The organism is Vagococcus allomyrinae, from assembly GCF_017829975.1.
GTDB classification, from domain to species: Bacteria; Bacillota; Bacilli; order Lactobacillales; family Vagococcaceae; genus Vagococcus_D; species Vagococcus_D allomyrinae.
The window spans coordinates 443498-461407 of sequence record NZ_JAEEGA010000002.1 but is presented as its reverse complement, the minus strand read 5'-3'; the positions used below and the strand labels follow the sequence as shown (position 1 = coordinate 461407).

General features: G+C 41.0%; 15 protein-coding genes and 1 pseudogene. 13 read left to right on the top strand and 3 right to left on the bottom strand.

From position 1 onward, the window contains the following. Nucleotides 1-90: 90 nt before the first annotated feature. Nucleotides 91-2088, top strand: a complete 1998-nt coding sequence (locus tag I6N95_RS04805) for an oxidoreductase (RefSeq protein ID WP_209525220.1) — start codon at nucleotides 91-93, stop codon at nucleotides 2086-2088. A gap of 336 nt (nucleotides 2089-2424) precedes the next feature. Here the strand turns inward: I6N95_RS04805 and I6N95_RS04800 are convergent. Beyond that, nucleotides 2425-2754, bottom strand: a pseudogene (locus I6N95_RS04800) (Fic/DOC family protein); the annotation flags it as partial. Nucleotides 2755-2937: 183 nt separating this feature from the next. Here I6N95_RS04800 and I6N95_RS04795 point away from each other — a divergent pair. The 6 genes from I6N95_RS04795 to ahpF all read left to right on the top strand — a co-directional run bounded on the left by I6N95_RS04795 (nucleotide 2938) and on the right by ahpF (nucleotide 8443). After that, complete coding sequence (locus I6N95_RS04795; RefSeq protein ID WP_209525219.1) at nucleotides 2938-3786, top strand: ABC transporter ATP-binding protein; 849 nt, start codon at nucleotides 2938-2940, stop codon at nucleotides 3784-3786. Continuing rightward, the gene (locus tag I6N95_RS04790) at nucleotides 3783-4529 is read left to right on the top strand and encodes an ABC transporter permease (protein ID WP_209525218.1); all 747 of its coding nucleotides are present in this window, start codon (nucleotides 3783-3785) and stop codon (nucleotides 4527-4529) included. Before I6N95_RS04795 ends, I6N95_RS04790 begins: the two co-directional genes overlap by 4 nt. 336 nt (nucleotides 4530-4865) lie before the next feature. Continuing rightward, nucleotides 4866-5183, top strand: coding sequence for a PTS lactose/cellobiose transporter subunit IIA (locus tag I6N95_RS04785; protein WP_209525217.1), 318 nt, complete (start codon nucleotides 4866-4868; stop codon nucleotides 5181-5183). Nucleotides 5184-5206: 23 nt separating this feature from the next. Beyond that, nucleotides 5207-5527, top strand: coding sequence for a PTS sugar transporter subunit IIB (locus I6N95_RS04780; protein WP_209525216.1), 321 nt, complete (start codon nucleotides 5207-5209; stop codon nucleotides 5525-5527). A gap of 15 nt (nucleotides 5528-5542) precedes the next feature. After that, nucleotides 5543-6856 carry a PTS sugar transporter subunit IIC gene (locus tag I6N95_RS04775; RefSeq protein WP_209525215.1) on the top strand — a complete coding sequence of 438 codons (1314 nt, stop codon included), beginning with the start codon at nucleotides 5543-5545 and terminating at the stop codon, nucleotides 6854-6856. 57 nt (nucleotides 6857-6913) lie between these two features. Further along, nucleotides 6914-8443 carry an alkyl hydroperoxide reductase subunit F gene (ahpF, locus tag I6N95_RS04770; protein ID WP_209525214.1) on the top strand — a complete coding sequence of 510 codons (1530 nt, stop codon included), beginning with the start codon at nucleotides 6914-6916 and terminating at the stop codon, nucleotides 8441-8443. 132 nt (nucleotides 8444-8575) lie between these two features. On the opposite strand, the gene I6N95_RS04765 is transcribed toward ahpF, so the two are convergent. Both I6N95_RS04765 and I6N95_RS04760 read right to left on the bottom strand, forming a co-directional pair. After that, nucleotides 8576-9034: a DUF4362 domain-containing protein gene (locus I6N95_RS04765; protein WP_209525213.1), complete on the bottom strand. Its 459-nt coding sequence runs from the start codon at nucleotides 9032-9034 to the stop codon at nucleotides 8576-8578. 214 nt (nucleotides 9035-9248) lie between these two features. Further along, nucleotides 9249-10037 carry a glycyl-radical enzyme activating protein gene (locus I6N95_RS04760; RefSeq protein WP_209525212.1) on the bottom strand — a complete coding sequence of 263 codons (789 nt, stop codon included), beginning with the start codon at nucleotides 10035-10037 and terminating at the stop codon, nucleotides 9249-9251. A gap of 153 nt (nucleotides 10038-10190) precedes the next feature. On the opposite strand from I6N95_RS04760, the gene I6N95_RS04755 reads away from it, so the two are divergent. The 6 genes from I6N95_RS04755 (at nucleotide 10191) to I6N95_RS04730 (ending at nucleotide 17545) form a co-directional block, all read left to right on the top strand. Further along, entirely contained in the window at nucleotides 10191-10934 is a 744-nt protein-coding gene (locus I6N95_RS04755; protein ID WP_209525211.1) for a DeoR/GlpR family DNA-binding transcription regulator, read from the top strand. Between the two features lie 152 nt (nucleotides 10935-11086). Further along, on the top strand, nucleotides 11087-13525 hold the full coding sequence (locus tag I6N95_RS04750; RefSeq protein WP_209525210.1) for a glycyl radical protein: 2439 nt from the start codon (nucleotides 11087-11089) through the stop codon (nucleotides 13523-13525). A gap of 62 nt (nucleotides 13526-13587) precedes the next feature. Next, entirely contained in the window at nucleotides 13588-14292 is a 705-nt protein-coding gene (locus I6N95_RS04745; protein WP_209525209.1) for a hypothetical protein, read from the top strand. Nucleotides 14293-14518: 226 nt separating this feature from the next. Continuing rightward, nucleotides 14519-14746 (top strand): hypothetical protein, encoded by a 228-nt coding sequence (locus I6N95_RS04740; RefSeq protein ID WP_209525208.1) that lies wholly within the window; start codon nucleotides 14519-14521, stop codon nucleotides 14744-14746. Between the two features lie 8 nt (nucleotides 14747-14754). Further along, a complete protein-coding gene (locus I6N95_RS04735; protein WP_209525207.1) occupies nucleotides 14755-15030 on the top strand; it encodes a hypothetical protein in 276 nt (91 codons plus the stop codon). 385 nt (nucleotides 15031-15415) lie between these two features. Then, entirely contained in the window at nucleotides 15416-17545 is a 2130-nt protein-coding gene (locus tag I6N95_RS04730) for a MucBP domain-containing protein (protein ID WP_209525206.1), read from the top strand. Nucleotides 17546-17910 lie beyond the last annotated feature (365 nt).

The window sequence follows — 17910 nt, the reverse complement described above, 5'->3', positions numbered from 1 at the left end:
TTGAGTCGTTCTTTTTTCTATCTATCCATCAATGACCCTTCTGTACCTAGTTAGGTATAATAAAGAAAACATATAGGAGGTAATAAGATGATGACAGATTTTAGACATTCCTTTACACCTTTCAAAATTGGCAGTGAAACCATCAAAAATCGCTACTGCTTAGCTCCGATGGGCAATAGTCATACGATGGACGCCACAGGGGCCCACACTCCTGATTCGATGGAATACTTTGTGGAGCGAGCTCGTGGTGGCTTTGGCCTGCTATACACTGGGGCGTACTTTTCGGACTTAGAAGTGGATGCAAATCCCACGGATCCACTGCTAAAAGTCGACAGTCCGCTGAATCATCCAGTGGCGTTTCGAGCGTCTTCCATGGAACTTAATGAACGAATCAGTGTATACGGTGCTAAGATGTTTGCTCAAATAACCTTAGGGGTTGGACGAAATTACTTAAATATGAAAGCGCCATCTAAAATAGAAGTGTTCGGTCATCCAGGTGTCATGGCAGAGGCGTTAACTAAGGAGGAAATCAAGCTCAAAGTTGATTATGCTGTTAAAGCAGCACAGTTGATGCAACAATCGGGTTTTGCAGGGGTTGAAGTCCACTCGATTCACTGGGGCTACTTACTGGATCAGTTTGCTCTGGCCAACAGCAATCATCGTACGGATGAGTACGGTGGCTCTCTTGAGAATCGTTTACGTATTTCTCGTGAAGTCGTTGAGGGAATCAAAGCAGCCTGTGGTCAAGATTTCCCCGTCACAATGCGGTTTAGTATTAAATCGTATCTGAAAAAATCTGGTAAGGCCTCACTGGATGGTAGTGAGGAGTATGGTCGAACAATCGAAGAAGGAATAGAAATTTGTCGCCTATTAGAAAGTTACGGTTATGACGCTTTGAATGTGGATACTGGCATGTACGAGTCTTATTATTACGCAACACCGCCTATGTACTTAGAGCGAGGTTATATGATTAACTTTGTCAAAGATGTGAAGAAAGCCATTAACATTCCATTACTAACAGGTAGCCACATGAATGACCCTGTAAAAGCTGAACAAGCTGTAAAAGATGGGATTACAGATGGGATTGTTATAGGGAGAGCCGCTATCGCTGACCCAGAGTACCCGCGGAAACTCCAGAGAAATGATGCTGAAGCTATTCGGCCGTGTATTTCTTGTAATATTGCTTGCATTCATCGGCATTTATTTGCTGGTGTTGGTTTTTCATGTGCAGTTAATCCTGTTGCTAGCAGAGAGTTGCGCTACGCCTTAAAGCCTAACTTTAACAGCAAACAGATTGTGGTTGTTGGCGGTGGGGTAGCAGGGATGGAAGCGGCCAGATCAGCAACTTTACGTGGACACAAGGTTATTTTATTTGAACAAAAGAATCAGCTGGGAGGTCATCTAGTACCAGGGGGATCGCATCAGTTTAAGCAGCAAGTTGGAGCGCTTAATCAGTGGTACCAACAAGAGCTAGGCAAATTAGATGTTGAGATTCATTTAGAGGAAAAAGCGACGGTTGATACGTTGGCAAAAATAAATCCCGATGCTGTCATTCTAGCTAGTGGCTCAACATCTATAACACCACCGATTCAAGGGGTAGATGAACCCATCGTGTATTCATCAATCGAGGCGTTAAATAATCCAGAAAAAATTGGTGAGAATGTGTTGATTATCGGTGGTGGTTTAGTAGGCTGTGAGATTGCACTGGAATATAGTCGGGAAAATAAGAACGTTACGATCGTTGAAAACCTTCCTGAAATATTGCTGTCAAAAGGAGCCCCAGTCCCTTATCCAAACAAGTTGATGCTCAGCGACTTATTATTGGAAAGCCAAGTGGCTATTTGGACCAACCATCAATTAACTAATATCACTGCTGATGGAGGATTTGTCAGTCATAATGAGAGCAAGGAGGCGACCTTTATTAAAGCGGATAGCATTATCCTTGCAGTTGGGTTTACCTCAAATGTGGAAATAGCCAGTCAATTAACCTCCGTGCCATATGACATTTATCAAATCGGTGATGAGCGGAATGTCAGCACAATTCAAAGCGCAATATGGGACGCTTATGAGGTGGCCAGAAGCATTTAAAGGTGGGATGAACGAGTTTGCAATGATTAAGAAGCGCTTGTTTTAGTGACAGATGTGGTAATTAAAGAGAAGTGACGGATATTGCCGGTTCTTTCTCATTCATAGGATTAAAGAAGGCTGTTCGATTATCTTAAAACAGATAATTGGATAGCTTTTTTTGCACGAGAAAAGTCGCTGATTCTCAGACGTTAAAGAGAAGTTGAGAAGAGGTTATCCTCAAGCCTGATAGATGCCTCTGTCACCGCAGTGAATAAACATCAAACAGGCCTAGCTTCCCTAGTTAAGATCGTTTCTTTCCATAACAGAGAGAGAATCTTCTTTATCAATTAAATTTCAATCAATGACCTTCTGCAATTCTTTTTTTACGATTAAATCTAACCATATACGTGTGCTGCGGCCATTCCCCTCACGAAATGGGTGAGCGATAGTCATTTCCACATATTTTGCGACGATTTCCGCAAGCGTCGCTTGCGGCATGGCATCAATAGGCTCCAGAGCTAGCTTTAAATACATAACCGGTGCAAATCGAAAGTGTCTCTTGGCCAAATTAACTGTGCGAAGTTTGCCAGCAAAATCATAGATATCTTCAAATAAATAGGTATGGATGGCTTTTAAGCCATGATAGGTGCCAACTTCCAAGTCGTTAATAATGCCAGAATCATACAATTATTTTGCTAATAAATCTTTAACCATGTGAAGAGTGTCGTTGAGGAGATGTTTGTCATTCGCTGGTAAGAAAATGACCATTCAAGAAGGAAAAGTGACTGTTTAGGATTAAAATCGCTGTGTGTCTTACTTTTTTAGTACAATCAATCCTGTAAGTGTCGTAATAATAAGGAGTGAGAAGTGATGGAAGAGTTATTAAAACTGAAACATATCGGGAAACGTTTCAAAAATAAAGAGGCCTTGAAAGATATCAATCTTCAAATTCGTCCAGGCGAAATCGTGGGTTTTTTGGGGCCATCAGGATCAGGTAAGACAACCACGATCAAAATTGTAACAGGTCAGTTGCGCCAATCTAAAGGGGAAGCAACGATTTTAGGACGAGACACCCAAAAAATTGATGAAAAAATCTACGAACAAATAGGAATTGTCACGGATCAAAGTGGCATCTATGAAGAGTTTTCAGTCTATGATAACTTACTCCTGTTCGCTAAATTATTAAACGTCTCACCTTCTGAAATTGACCGTTTGTTAACCAGAGTCGGGTTATCGGAACAGAAAAAGCAGCCAGCGGGAAAGCTATCCAAAGGTCAAGGTCAACGCCTAGTTTTAGCGAGAGCCGTTTTGCATAAACCGAAACTATTATTCTTAGATGAACCAACATCAGGATTGGACCCTTCTACGGCGCTAGAAATCCATAAGTTGTTGTTGGAGTTGAAACAGTCAGGGATGGGGATCTTTTTGACCACGCATAATATGGAAGAAGCCACAAAGCTTTGTGATTATGTGGCCTTATTGAATGACGGTGAAATTGTTGAATACGGGACGCCAGAGGAAATTTGTCTGCGATATAATGCCGAAAAACGTTACCGCATTTTGCTAAACACCAAGGAAAGAGTGGTGTTGGATCACTGCAGTGAGACTAGTCAGCAAATTCAAGAATGGTTAAATGACAATGTCATAGAGGCGATTCATTCATGTGAACCGACATTGGAATCAGTCTTTCTAACAGTGACAGGGAGGGAATTACAATGAATCTATCATTGAGTAAATCAAGCGCATTAATGCAGTTTAAAACAAGGGAATTATTAAAGAATAAATCATTTTTAGTTGGAATCTTATTACCAATTGGTTTTATCTTGGTCTATCGTTTTGGTTTAGCAGATCTCTTTTCTGATAAAGAGACAAGGGCCATGGGATTTTCGTTAATATTGAAGATGGGGATTTTATTTACGATTTGCATGATCGCCTTGATGATGCCAGCGACTCTTTTAGCAAAAGATAAAGAAAAACATACATTGCGGACCTTGATGACTTCATCGGTATCGGGAATGGACTATTTTGTTAGTACGGTCATTCCAGTAGTCGTGGTGACGGTGCTATCCAATGTGGTTGTCTTACTTTTAAGTGGGATACCATTAGAAGAGGTTAACTTATTAACTTACTTTCTGGCTATTTTTCTGGCGACATTGACGACCTGCGTTATAGGCATGATTGTCGGGATATTCTCTAAAGATCAAATGGCGGCGTCTAATAACATGGTATTTTTTATGATGGTCTTGATGATGGTGCCAATGTTTAGCGATATGTTCGCCGGTTTACAAACAGTTAATCAATACCTCTACACAGGTATTTTAGCGACGATGACCACTGAAATTGCGTCAGGTAATAAAAATCCCTTGGCAATGCTTGACTGGGTCATTTTAGTCGCAAGCTGTCTCGTATTTTTTGTTATTTTTCTGATTGTTTATCGGAAAAATGGTTTTGAAAAGGATTAAAATAGGCGGGAAATTCGTTGCTGATCAGTCATATTGAGAGTCTGGGAGATAGTGTCCTAGGCTTTTTTTGTTTAAAATCTTTAGCACCTTTAAATAAATAGTTATATGTGCACTATTGTGCAAAACGCCATCAAGAAAGCCGTCAACTATTGACGAATACGCTTTCAGATGGTATTTTTTTACTTGTGAAGGAATTGTTTTTATGTTTCATTTGAAACTTAATAAAGGGCTTTGACAAGTCAAAAGTGAAGAAGGAGAGGTGACGTTGTGATGAATTTTTGATTATCAAGAAGAGAACTTTCGGTAGCGATTAGTAAAAAGAAAGGGTGGATCGTAATGGAAACAATTGTACCAGATCAACTTATTATGGGGTTAATCTTACATGCCGGAGATGCCAAACAACATATTTACCTGGCGCTGAGTCAGGTAAAACAAGGAAAGGTTGAAGAGAGTGATCAAGAAATTAAATTGGCAGAAGCGGCACTGACAGAAGCACACAATATGCAAACGAGTTTTTTAGTCCAAGAAGCAAGTGGCAACAAAATGGAGATAACCGCATTGTTTATCCATGCCCAGGACCATTTAATGACAACGATTACGGAAATTAATTTAATTAAAGAGATCATTGAGTTAAGAAAAGAACAACAAAACTAACTAGATAAAGGGAGAGTATGATTATGATTAAAATAGGTTTATTTTGTGCAGCAGGTTTTTCAACAGGAATGTTAGTCAACAATATGAAGATAGCAGCTGAGAAACGAAATGTTGACGTAGTGATTGAGGCGTATCCTCAAGCCAAATTATGTGATTGTGTGACAGGGATTGATGTGGCCTTATTGGGACCACAAGTCAGTTATACTTTCGATCAATCAGAAGGAATTTGTAAAGAATGTGACGTGCCACTGGCAGTCATTCCAATGGCTGATTATGGCATGTTAGATGGTGAAAAAGTCCTGAGTTTGGCTTTAAGTCTATCTAAGAAAAAAGCAACTATCTAAGGAGGTAATCCGTAAATGAATACGAGTCGTTCACAAAAAATTATTAAGCCGATCATGAAATTTGTCAACATGAAAGGAATTATTGCATTAAAAGACGGCATGTTATCGATCTTGCCCCTAACCGTTGTGGGCTCGATTTTCTTAATTATCGGCCAAATTCCTTTCGAGGGATTTAATCAGGCGGTTGCTAGCGTATTTGGCTCTGATTGGACAGAACCCTTTATGCAAGTTCATGCCGGGACTTTTGCCATTATGGGATTAATATCATGTTTTTCAATTGGTTATTCTTACGCGAAGAACAGTGGAGTTGAACCCTTACCAGCAGGTGTCCTTTCTCTTTCGGCATTTTTTATTACCCTTCGGTCCTCTTATGTGCCAGAAAGTGGGGAACCACTTGCTGATGCCATCGCAAAAATTTGGTTTGGCGGTCAAGGGATTATTGGGGCGATTATCATTGGTTTAACAGTGGGAGCAATTTATACAACCTTTATTACTAAAAAAATTGTGATCAAGATGCCGCAACAAGTGCCTCAAGCCATTGCCAAACAATTTGAAGCCATGACGCCGGCCTTTGCGATCTTCTTACTGGCGATGATCGTGTATATCGTCTCGAAAGCCCTGACTGGCGGAACATTTATTGAAATGATCTACGACGTTATTCAGGTTCCCTTACAAGGGTTAACTGGCTCATTACCTGGGGCCATTGGTATTGCCTTCTTTATCTCGTTCTTATGGTGGTTTGGGGTTCATGGACAATCGGTCGTCAACGGCATCGTAACAGCCTTGCTTTTGTCTAATTTAGATGCCAATAAAGCCTTATTAGCTACCGGAGATTTATCCTTGGAGAAAGGCGCTCATATTGTCACTCAGCAATTTTTAGATAGTTTTTTACTGATCTCTGGTTCAGGTATTACCTTTGGCTTAGTTCTAGCCATGTTAATGGCAGCCAAATCACAACAGTATAAAGCCTTAGGAAAGGTAGCCGTTTTACCAGCACTATTTAATGTGAATGAACCGATTATTTTTGGCTTTCCCATCGTCATGAACCCTGTCATGTTTGTGCCATTTATGCTAGTTCCAGTGCTTTCGGCAGTGTTGGTTTACGGTTCAATCGCCATTGGTTTTATGACCCCTTTTGCCGGCGTTACGTTACCTTGGAGTACGCCTGCTATTATTTCGGGACTGATGGTCGGCGGTTGGCAAGGTGCAGTTGTCCAACTCTTAATTTTAGTCTTATCATCGATTATTTATTACCCATTCTTTAGAATTCAAGATGGCATGGCCTATAGCAACGAGCAAGAAGCTGCCTCCCTAGAGGTAGTAGAATAAAGTGATGAATGGCTGACTATACGTAGTTATAAGAGGGCCAGCAAAGGAGCGATTGGGATGATGTTAACGACAGAGGAACAACAGCTTTTAGTTAAACAATTGGCGACATTAGAGCATGAAATAATCATAAAAGCCTGCTTAGGTGACGATGACAATTCCCGCATGGTAAAAGCATTTTTAGACGAAGTGATTGTCCTCTGTCCCCGACTTTCCATTGAAACAACAAGTTTATCTCGCACACCTTGTTTTGCTTTGGCTAGAAAAGGGGCAGAAGCACGCGTTGAATTTGCTGGCCTACCATTAGGTCATGAATTTGAGTCATTGATTGTTGCGATTAAACAACTTGATGGTGTCCTCCCTGCCATACCTGAGGAGGTGAGTGTGCGACTAACAGAGCTTGATAAAGACATTCATTTTGAGACGTATGTTAGTTTAAACTGTCATAATTGTCCAGTGGTTGTCCAATCATTAAACCTCTTAGCGATAATTGCCCCTAACATCTCTCATACGATGATTGAAGGTGCGATGTTCGATAAAGAGCGTAGCAAACGAAATATTTTAGCCGTTCCGACAATCCTCATTGAGGGAGAAGAAGTGGCCAGCGGTCGCCAAACAGTTGCGCAACTGCTGGACCTCGCAATTGGGCGAACGAGTATCCCTGCCAGCTTAAAGAAGATTATTTTTGATGTCCTCATTATTGGCGGTGGACCTGCTGGCAATAGCGCGGCCATCTATGCTGCTCGTAAAGGGCTGAAAGTGGGGCTGGTTGCTACTGACTATGGTGGTAAAGTAATGGAGATAGCCGGGATTGAAAATATGATTGGCCAACCCTATACTGAAGGGGCTCGCTTAATGAGCGAGGTAGAAATACATGTCAATCAATTTGCTGTAGAGATACTGAAAGATCAACGGGTTAAGTCCATTCGGAAGAGTCAACTGATCGAAGTAGAACTGGAAAGCAACGCCATTCTTAAGGCAAGAGCGGTTATCTTGGCAGTAGGAGCAACCTGGGAAGAATTGGCGATTCCTGGTGAAAAGGCCTTTTTCGCGAAAGGCGTCACCAATTGTCCCCATTGTGATGGTCCCCTTTTTTCTGGTCAAAAGGTGGCAGTTATTGGCAACAGCAATCAGGCCGTTGAAGGAGCCATCGAATTGGCTAATTATACTGAGCGCGTGTATCTTCTTGGGGAAAGCTCTCAGCTTAAAGCCGATCAACTTCTGCTGAACCGCCTCAAAGTTTTACCGAATGTGACAGTCATTACCGACGCTGAAGTGTTGGAAATAAAGGGAACTGACCGTGTGAGTGGCTTGTGTTATGTCCACCGAGAAACCAATCAGAAACACCTGATTGAGTTACAAGCTGTTTTTATTCAAACGCGTTTAGTTCCCAACACAGACTGGCTGATTGAATCAGGAATACGTTTAAATGAAGCGGGGGAAGTGATGATTGATCATCGCGGCATGACCAATCTTCCGGGTATATTTGCAGCAGGAGACTGCACGGACAGTGCCTACAAACAAATTATTATTTCGATGGGGTCAGGTGCAACGGCGGCTTTAGGAGCAGCTAATTACCTTATGCGTTAGAAGGGTCAGCCGCAAAAATTCAACTGCTGAATTTTGCGACTGACCTCTTTAATTTGCTATCAATTTGCTCTTTTTATTGCCGACGTTGCTTACCCATTTGAGTGAATCAGCTATTAAGAACAAGTCTTTCTTTCAGCGCTTGGCTAAAATAGCATTATCTTCATCAATCGATTGCTCGTTCTTCAAGATATATAGCCCATCCTTTTCAATTATTCTTGCGAATGTCTCTTCCGTTATTTGTTGGGAGCCGTATTGATCTCTGGTTGTATCATACCTAGAAATTATTTCTCCTTTGTCCGTGTTAAGTTCCCTTATAATTTCGTCACCTTCGATAGTATAAGTTATGATTCGTATATTGTCGGCTTCACCTTTGACCACTTTTTCTGAAAATTGTAAAAACCGATCATAATTCTCAGTTTGATCCCGTAGTTCAATAATAACATTGCTTTCATTTGAGTTTGCAGTGTCATTTGAATGTGAGGTTGCCCTCGTCTCCCTTTTCTCCGAAGTGTCGTTTGTGATAGATTTAGTTCCATCACAAGCTGTCAAAAAAATAATAGAGAAAATTAATAAAGTCAGCATTTTTTTCATTATTAGTCCTCTTTTTCATTTTTAGTTAAATTATGATGGAATCTATCGGGTAATTCGATTCTAATAATGATAATATATCACATTGCTCTTCGTTTTAGCGATATAAAAATCTTTATAAGTTTTTTTGTATTAAAAATCGTTTGTCGAGAAGTAAAGGTTATGGTTGAAGAAAAGTGATCTGAAGAACAAGTCATTAAGCTCAACACAGCAGCCCTTATCTTACAAGACAAGTGATACCATGATCTTCCATAATATCTCTAAAATAAGCCAGATCTTCCGTATGCAGTTGGGGAATATCTGCCATTCTGTAGTCCCGCTTCAAGTTGTCGTATTTTTGTTGACCATATTGATGAAATGGTAGTAATTCAATCTCCTTGACCTTCAGCTGATTAAATAGCTGTGCGAATTTTTCGGCATCTTGAGGGCTGTCATTAAAATGAGGAATGACGGGGATGCGCACGATTAGCTGATCATGATGCTTTAAAGAGTAAGCCAAGTTTGCTAAAATCAGCTCATTTGTCACGCCAATTCCTTCGCGGTGTTTTTCTGGATCATAATGTTTAACATCAAAGTATAAAGTGTCGACTTGTTTCAGATAGGCGGCAAATACCTCTTGTTTAGCGTAGCCGGTTGTTTCAGTTGCGGTATGTATCCCTTTTTCTTTAAGTAATCGCAATAACTCGGTGGCAAATTCTGCTTGATAGAGGACTTCCCCCCCTGATAAAGTCACTCCGCCACCAGATTCTTCATAAAAAAGAACATCTTGCATCACTTCGTCAATCACCTCGTCAATCGTTCGATATTCTCCAACAGTGGTGTATTTTCCCTGACTAGTGTTCCACATATCTTCAGGGGTACCTTTTTGAGATTCTGGATTGGAGCACCAATAACAACGTAGAGGACACCCTTTAAAGAAGACAACGGTTCGGATACCAGCGCCATCATGGAGACTAAATTTTTGAATATTAAAGATGCACGCGGTTAATTTTGGCTGAGTGGTCATAGAAATTTCCTTCTTTCCATTTTTATATACAATAAGTTTAGCACAATACTTAATAAACGTAAACGATATTAGTTACGAACGAAACTATAGTTGGCGATGTTGAAAGCTTTTAGTAAATATGATATGCTAACAAAATAAAAGCGAGGGATGATTATGTCACGAGAAGAAGAAATTATTTCGATTGTCAGCAGAGATAAAAAAATTGAAGTTAATAAATTGGCGTTGTTGCTTAATGTCTCCCGTGTGACGATTCGTAAGGACCTAGATAAGTTGGAAGCTAGAGGGATTTTGCATCGCGAGCATGGATTTGCAGTTATTAATAATCAAGACGATATCAATTACCGCCTAGCCTCTAATTATGATTTAAAACGCAGAATTGCTTTAGAAGCAGCCAAACTAGTAAAAGACGGAGAGACCGTGATGATCGAATCTGGCTCGACGTGTACACTGTTGGCAGAAGAATTGGCCTATAATAAGAACGACATAACCGTGATTACCAATTCTTGTTTTATTGCGTCTTATATCAGAAAAGCCGAATCCGTCAAAGTGGTCTTAATCGGTGGTGAGTACCAAAAAGACTCACAGGTCAATGTTGGCCCATTGGTTCGAAAGTTGATCAGTGAGTTTTGTGTCGACAAACTGTTTGTAGGTATTGATGGATTTGATAAAAGACGAGGGTTTACGGGCAGTGACATCACCCGCTGTGACACAGCAAATGCCATGATGTCATCAGCCAATAAAACCATTGTCTTAACGGATTCCAGTAAATTTTCTCAGGTGGGGGTCGTCTCGGAATTTTCTTTCAGCGACATCGCACTGGTTTACACCGATAAAGGCATTCCAGATGATGCAGCAACATTTATTAAACAACAGAAGATTGAATTAATCACCGTTTAATAGCAAAAATTTTAAAGGAGTTGCACGATTGTGCAGCTTCTTTTTTCTTTTGAAAATGCGTTAAGTTTCGTTTGACACCTTATCCCATAGCATGCTATATTTATTTCGAAAGAAATAATAAATAGTTTCGAATGAAGAAAAGGAGAATTCTTATGGACACTCAATTGACAGAAAAAAAACCAGCTAATCAACCCTATTTCGGCTCACTGACCAACCGCATGAACCATTATCGCGAGTCAGTGTTAGACAAGAAACCTTATATTTGCGCTGAACGGGCTTTGTTAACAACCGAAGCTTATCAAGAGCATCAAAATCAACCGAATGTCATGAAGCGAGCGTTGATGCTAAAAAATATTTTAGAAAAAATGTCCATCTATATTGAAGAGGACACGCTGATTGTCGGAAATCAAGCAGCATCGAATAAAGCTGCCCCGATTTTTCCTGAGTATACCCTTGAATTTGTGATCGACGAGTTGGACAAGTTTGACCAACGTGACGGGGATGTTTTCTATATTACGGAAGAAACAAAAGAACAATTACGCGCCATCGCCCCATTTTGGGAAAATAATAATTTACGAGCCAAGGCCGGGGCTTTATTGCCAGAAGAAGTCCAGGTGTATATGGAAACGGGCTTTTTTGGAATGGAAGGCAAGATGAATTCTGGTGACGCCCATTTAGCAGTCAACTATCAAAAGGTCTTGCAACATGGGTTAAAGGCCTTTGAAAAACGAACCCTTGAGGCCAAAGCGGCGCTAGATTTAACGGCAACCGAGAGCATTGAAAAATATCATTTCTATCGTTCTGTGCTAATCGTTATTCAGGCAGTCAAAACTTATGCCGAACGATATGCGAAGTTGGCGAAAGAAATGGCTGAGACGGCCACTCCTGAGCGCCGTGAGGAATTGCTTGAAATCAGTCGAATTTGTACCAAAGTCCCTTATGAACCAGCTGAAACTTTTGCTGAAGCCGTTCAAGCTACCTGGTTCATTCAATTGATTTTGCAAATCGAATCCAATGGTCACTCCCTCTCTTATGGACGTTTTGACCAATACATGTTGCCGTTTTATCAAGGGGATATCGCCAGTGGCAGATTGAGAGAAGAGGAAGCAGTGGAATTATTGACTAACCTGTGGATTAAGACCTTAACTGTCAATAAGGTTCGTAGTCAGGCTCACACATACAGTAGTGCAGGCAGCCCCTTGTATCAAAATGTGACCATTGGTGGTCAGACTAGAGATAAAAAAGACGCCGTTAACGAACTGTCTTTCTTAGTGCTAAAAAGCGTGGCTCAGACCAAATTACCCCAGCCTAACTTAACTGTTCGTTACCATGCAGGATTAAGTAAAGCCTTTATGGATGAGGCAATTGAAGTGATGAAGCTGGGCTTTGGCATGCCGGCCTTTAATAATGATGAGATCATTATTCCCTCATTTATCAACTATGGTGTTAGCGAAGAAGACGCGTATGACTACAGTGCCATCGGTTGTGTGGAAACAGCCGTACCAGGGAAATGGGGCTATCGCTGTACAGGCATGAGCTACATCAACTTCCCTAAAATTCTCATGATCGCCATGAATGACGGCGTCGATCCTGTGTCAAACAAGCGTTTTACAAAGGGCTACGGACGCTTTACAGAAATGACATCCTACGAAGAGTTAGCAGAAGTTTGGGATAAAACTCTACGGGAACTGACACGTATGAGCGTGATCGTCGAAAATGCGATTGATTTGGGAATTGAAAAGGAAGTCCCAGATGTGCTATGTTCAGCGCTGACAGATGATTGCATCGGTCGTGGCAAAACGTTAAAAGAAGGTGGGGCAGTCTATGATTTTATTTCGGCCTTACAAGTCGGCATTGCTAATTTAGCAGACTCATTAGCCGCCATCAAAAAATTGGTTTTCGAAGAGCAAACTGTCACACCTGGGGAGCTCTGGGAAGCCTTAATGACGGATTGGCAAAGCGAACGCAGTCAAGAGATCCAACAACAGATCCTTTATGACGTGCCTAAATATGGGAATGACGATGACTATGTCGATCAGTTGGTAACAAAGGCTTACGATGTCTATATCGATGAGATCAAAAAATACCCAAATACGCGTTATGGGCGGGGGCCCATTGGAGGCATTCGTTATTCTGGCACCTCCTCTATCTCTGCCAATGTTGGACAAGGTCGGGGCACAATGGCGACACCAGACGGACGGAAAGCTTGGACACCACTTGCTGAAGGCTGTTCACCCTCTCACAACATGGATCAAAACGGACCGACAGCTGTCTTAAAATCGGTGGCCAAACTGCCGACAGAAGAGATTTTAGGCGGCGTGTTGCTCAATCAAAAAGTTAACCCGCAAACCTTAGCAAAAGAAGAAGATAAACAAAAATTGATCATGTTGTTGCGCACCTTTTTCAATCGGTTGAAAGGGTACCACATTCAGTATAACGTTGTGTCACGAGAGACCTTATTAGATGCCCAAACTCATCCGGAAAAACACCGTGATTTAATCGTTCGGGTTGCTGGTTATTCAGCCTTTTTTAACGCCCTATCAAGAGCCACTCAAGATGACATTATCGAACGGACAGAACACGTCATCTAACACAGTAAAGAGGATGGAACAACCAAAGGGCTGTTCCATCCTCTTTGATCGGAGAGATGAAAATGAACCTTTTATACATGGTGTTGGGCAAGGAGTTTGTCAGAATCGCTTGTTTGATCGGTGAAGTGGCCGACATGAAGCAGGTCGAGAAAAATAACCTAATCGCAGAGCTTAAAGACAGAATGGGGCCTTTGTCAGAAAGTGATTTTCCCGTTGAACTGGTGTTTAAGGGGGAGGAAGTCACTTCTTTTATGGGATCAGAGATGATGGCACTCACTCATCAGAACAGTGATTTTCTGGTCTTAGATGACCAGCCAAGTGAGTGGCACCTTTTATGTGGAGCAGCAGGTATGTTAACCACGATCGTCGGCTATTATCTACGCTGGGATGATCGAGGTGTCACTTGTATTAGGCTAAAAGAGGGGCAGATTGAGGAGACTAAACAGTTTCTTGTGCCCCTTTCCGAAAAAAAATTAATCAAGCAATTGAAGGTAGCTGAACTTCAGCGATCCATCATGTTATTCTACGGTAGACCGGTTGGGATTGTCGATTTAGTAAAATTTGAACAAGTAGGAGATCCAGTTGCTAGTCAATTTTTGCAAGAGATCGCCAATTGCTTATTAGAGATTTTGGCTGAACTGACAAAGAGTTCTTCTGAGACAACTTATTATGTCTCAAGGATCTTTCCTTTATGTAAGGAAAAAGTGTTTATGGCTGCCTTTAAGCAAATGGCGTGGGAAATGTTGGGAATAAGAATAAATCAATGAGAGGGCATTGGCTGTTTAAACTAAGTTTGGGAATAACTGCTCACAAATGAAGTGATAGTCAGAATAAGTAAAGCGGCATATAAATGAACATTTTAGTCGTTTATATCATCTATTATCTGATATTAGGTTATTTATATTCTTATTATGCGGTTCATATGTTAAAATGAGGGAGAAATGGCCAATGAGGAAGTCTGAAGAATGGAAAATGTCTAATTAGGAGGGTCTTATGGCAACTTTAGAAAAAATAGAATTTATTAAAATTCCCAAAGTTCGTATTATTGGACGTCAGGTGTCTCATTCCATGGAAGCGGGAGTTGAAAATCCTGTACCTGCTCTTTGGGAAGACAGTTTTGACGATGGCAGTGTTGAAAAGCTTAAAAAGTTACCTCTTGTGATTGAAGGCTGCACCATTGGATGGATGGGTGATTTTGATGGCAGCATTTTAAGTATATAGCAGGCGTATTGGCATGTGAAAACACCCCAGTTCCAGAGGGGATGCAATATCGAGATTTACCTGCTTGTAATATTGCGAGAGGCTATATTCATGGTAATTTGCAAAATGGTGAGGCTAATGTCAACGCTCACGAGTTAACGCTTGGTGGAATTGAAGCCCATAATTATACGCCTGATTATAGTTTTGGTTGGAGCGCTGAAGTATATCCAGATAGTTTAGATTTTGCAGAAGAAGAAGGGACTATTGGTTATCTTTGTCCATATAATCCCCATAAAACTAGTTAGTAACTGCATCGTGCTAATTTCACTAGCTGAATAACGGTAACCTCATAGCCATTTTATAGATAAAAAATGTTTATGGGAAACCTTTGCTGATATTGCTGCAACCATCGGTGAGTTCTTTGGTGTCCAAAGCCCAGCAGGTGTCTCATTTTTACAAAAAGTTTTGAAATAGCTCGTTATTTTAAGGGAAGTATTAGCTGGAGAAATGCCTAGCTAGTACTTTTCTTTGTTATAAAAAAGAGCTATCGAGTAAATAGCGTAATGAACGAGGGAAAGCAGTCATTAGTTAATTTTAATGCACACAAACCTAAACAACGTTGACAAAGTCAATTGGTCACGATAAACTAGTGATACGTTCGAAAAACATACGTTAAAAAGGAGAGTATAGATGAAAAAGAAGATTATCTTGAGAATTTGTTATTCCACTATGGTTTTGACAAGTGTTGTGGCAATTAATCACTCACTAGAGCAAGAGGTATTTGCTGAAGAATTGTCAACCACCATTCAAGTGGCTGAGGCCGCCCATTCAGAAGAAGGACAGACTGAAACTGCAAGCGTCGTCGAAGAGGCAGTGGTTCCAAAAGTTAACCTTGAGCAAGAAACAGTTTCCCCCCATGAAAATCCAGAAGAAACGGTCACAACTGAAACCGTTCCACCGGCCAATGTTTTACCAGAAACTTCCGAAGAAAGTAAGACAGAGCCGTCAGAAGAGATTGCTATACCAGAGACCAGTCAAGAAACACCTCTAGGCGAGCAAACGCCAGCAGTCCCTCAAGCTGAGGAATCGCTACCTGATGCAACTGCCGAAGCAGGGGTAAGCAATACAGAGATCACTTCAGAGGTTGAAAAAGCCACCGAGCAAGGGGCAGCAGCACCGATCTCACCGGCAAATCAAGGACAAACAGAAAAGCCTTATACAGACACGTGGACCGAGGTTAACAAAACACATGTTGTGACCAATTACTTTAGCCGTGGCGGTGTTAACTTTGAAGTTAGTTCTCACTTTAAAGGCGGTGTCTTAGTTGGGCAAACAATTAAAAATCTCGCGACGGGAATCGATAACACCTACTCTTTTTCCCATGGAAGCGCTAGTACATCTAAGTATTACTATCAAGACAGTAATGGAGAACAATACATTCGTGTTGATAACAGCACTGTTTCGTATTACACTCAAGCTGAAACCAATGGAAATACCTTGATTGGCCGTAAATTTATTTTTACGGATCAAAAAAATGCAGGCGGCAAAATTGAAATTTTTGAAGTTCTCCAAACAACGTTAAATGGGGCCTTTAAACATTTCCTTACCTATAATAATGTGGGAACCTATACGTACAATGATTTTATTTTAGGTGTTCAAGTGGATACTGAATTAAATGGAAATGATCGAATTCCACTTTATGCTATCGGCAACGGTGGTATCTACATCACCGATGATGACTTGACCCTCTATAATGAATCACTTGATGGTAGCAACGTTTATGCTGGACGCTGGGTGTCTAGTTCTAACGTTCCTAGCGATGATTATGTTTCTGCTAATGGGCAAGCTAACGGTACCTTACTTGGCGAGAATATGGACACCGCCATTTATTATGAAAAAGCTCCTAGCATATTCGTTCCTGGCCAAACGATCGAGATGTCTTGGCAAGAACGCTTATACACGGAAGGGGAAGACACCTCTACAGTGACAGTCAATTATGTTGATGATCAAGGGAATACAGTGGCTCTTTCTGATGTTAATATTGGCATTGTCGGCGAAGCTCATAACGTGGCAGCCAAAACAATTGCCGGTTACACACTTGTGACAACGGCTGATCCAACGGGTGGTCTTTTTGGTACAAGCAATCAAGTCATTACCTATACGTACAAGAAGAATGAACAAAGCTCAGGCACTGTCATTGTGACTTACGTAGATGAAAATGGTAATCAACTTAGCATCAGCGAGGCAGTTTCCGGGAAAATTGGCGATGCTCATGCCATTGCGCCGAAAGCCATTGAAGGTTACACGTTAGTAGCGACAACGGATGCCACTGGTGGTCTGTTCACTGCAAATGAGCAATCAATTGTCTATACCTACAAAGCGAATGAAGCAGCGACTTCTTCGATTACCATTAAATATCAAGATGAGAATGGCAATACGATTCATCCAGATACGGTTATTACCGGAAAAGTCGGGGATCTTCATAATATTGCCGCACAGAAAATTGAAGGGTTTATCCTAGCAGGTGCTCTTGATGGAACCCAAGGTATTTTTGATTCGACTAATCAGACCATCGTCTTTACCTATAAAAAAGCTCAAGCAGAGACAGTGAAAAAAGAACAACCGAAAGAGCAAACCGTGCCTTTAGCGTCACAGTCAAACGTTGATCCGATAGTTCAAAAAACGATCGCTAAAGCTGAGGTGAAAGCTGCCTCACTGTTACCAGCCACAGGTGAGGCGACAACAAGTATCTCTACGGTATTCGCCACTATTCTCTCAAGTCTTGGTGCTATTGGTTTGTTTTTCAAACATAGAAAGTAAACCAATCCAATCAATCCCGTTAGTAGCTAAAATGCTACTAGCTTGTCATAATCGGCTACAAACCTCATAAGACATGTGATTTTTCCTTTACGGACCTTGGTCAAGGTCGTGCTAACTGGAAAAGTCATGTGTCTTTTTTGTTGAATTAAGATAAGTGTTTAAATGGCAAAGAACAATATACTGCTTAAAGCCCTCCCGTTTCTGATTACTCATCAGATCTTCCGGTAACAGAGGATTCGCTTTTTTACGAGTTCTGTCGATTGTTTTGTTCGTTAATTATGTGAAGTGAAGGAGAAGATGAAAGGGGCGATGACAGTGAGCTAATTGCCCATACAAATAAGTCATTATCTCTCCCTATCTGGTTA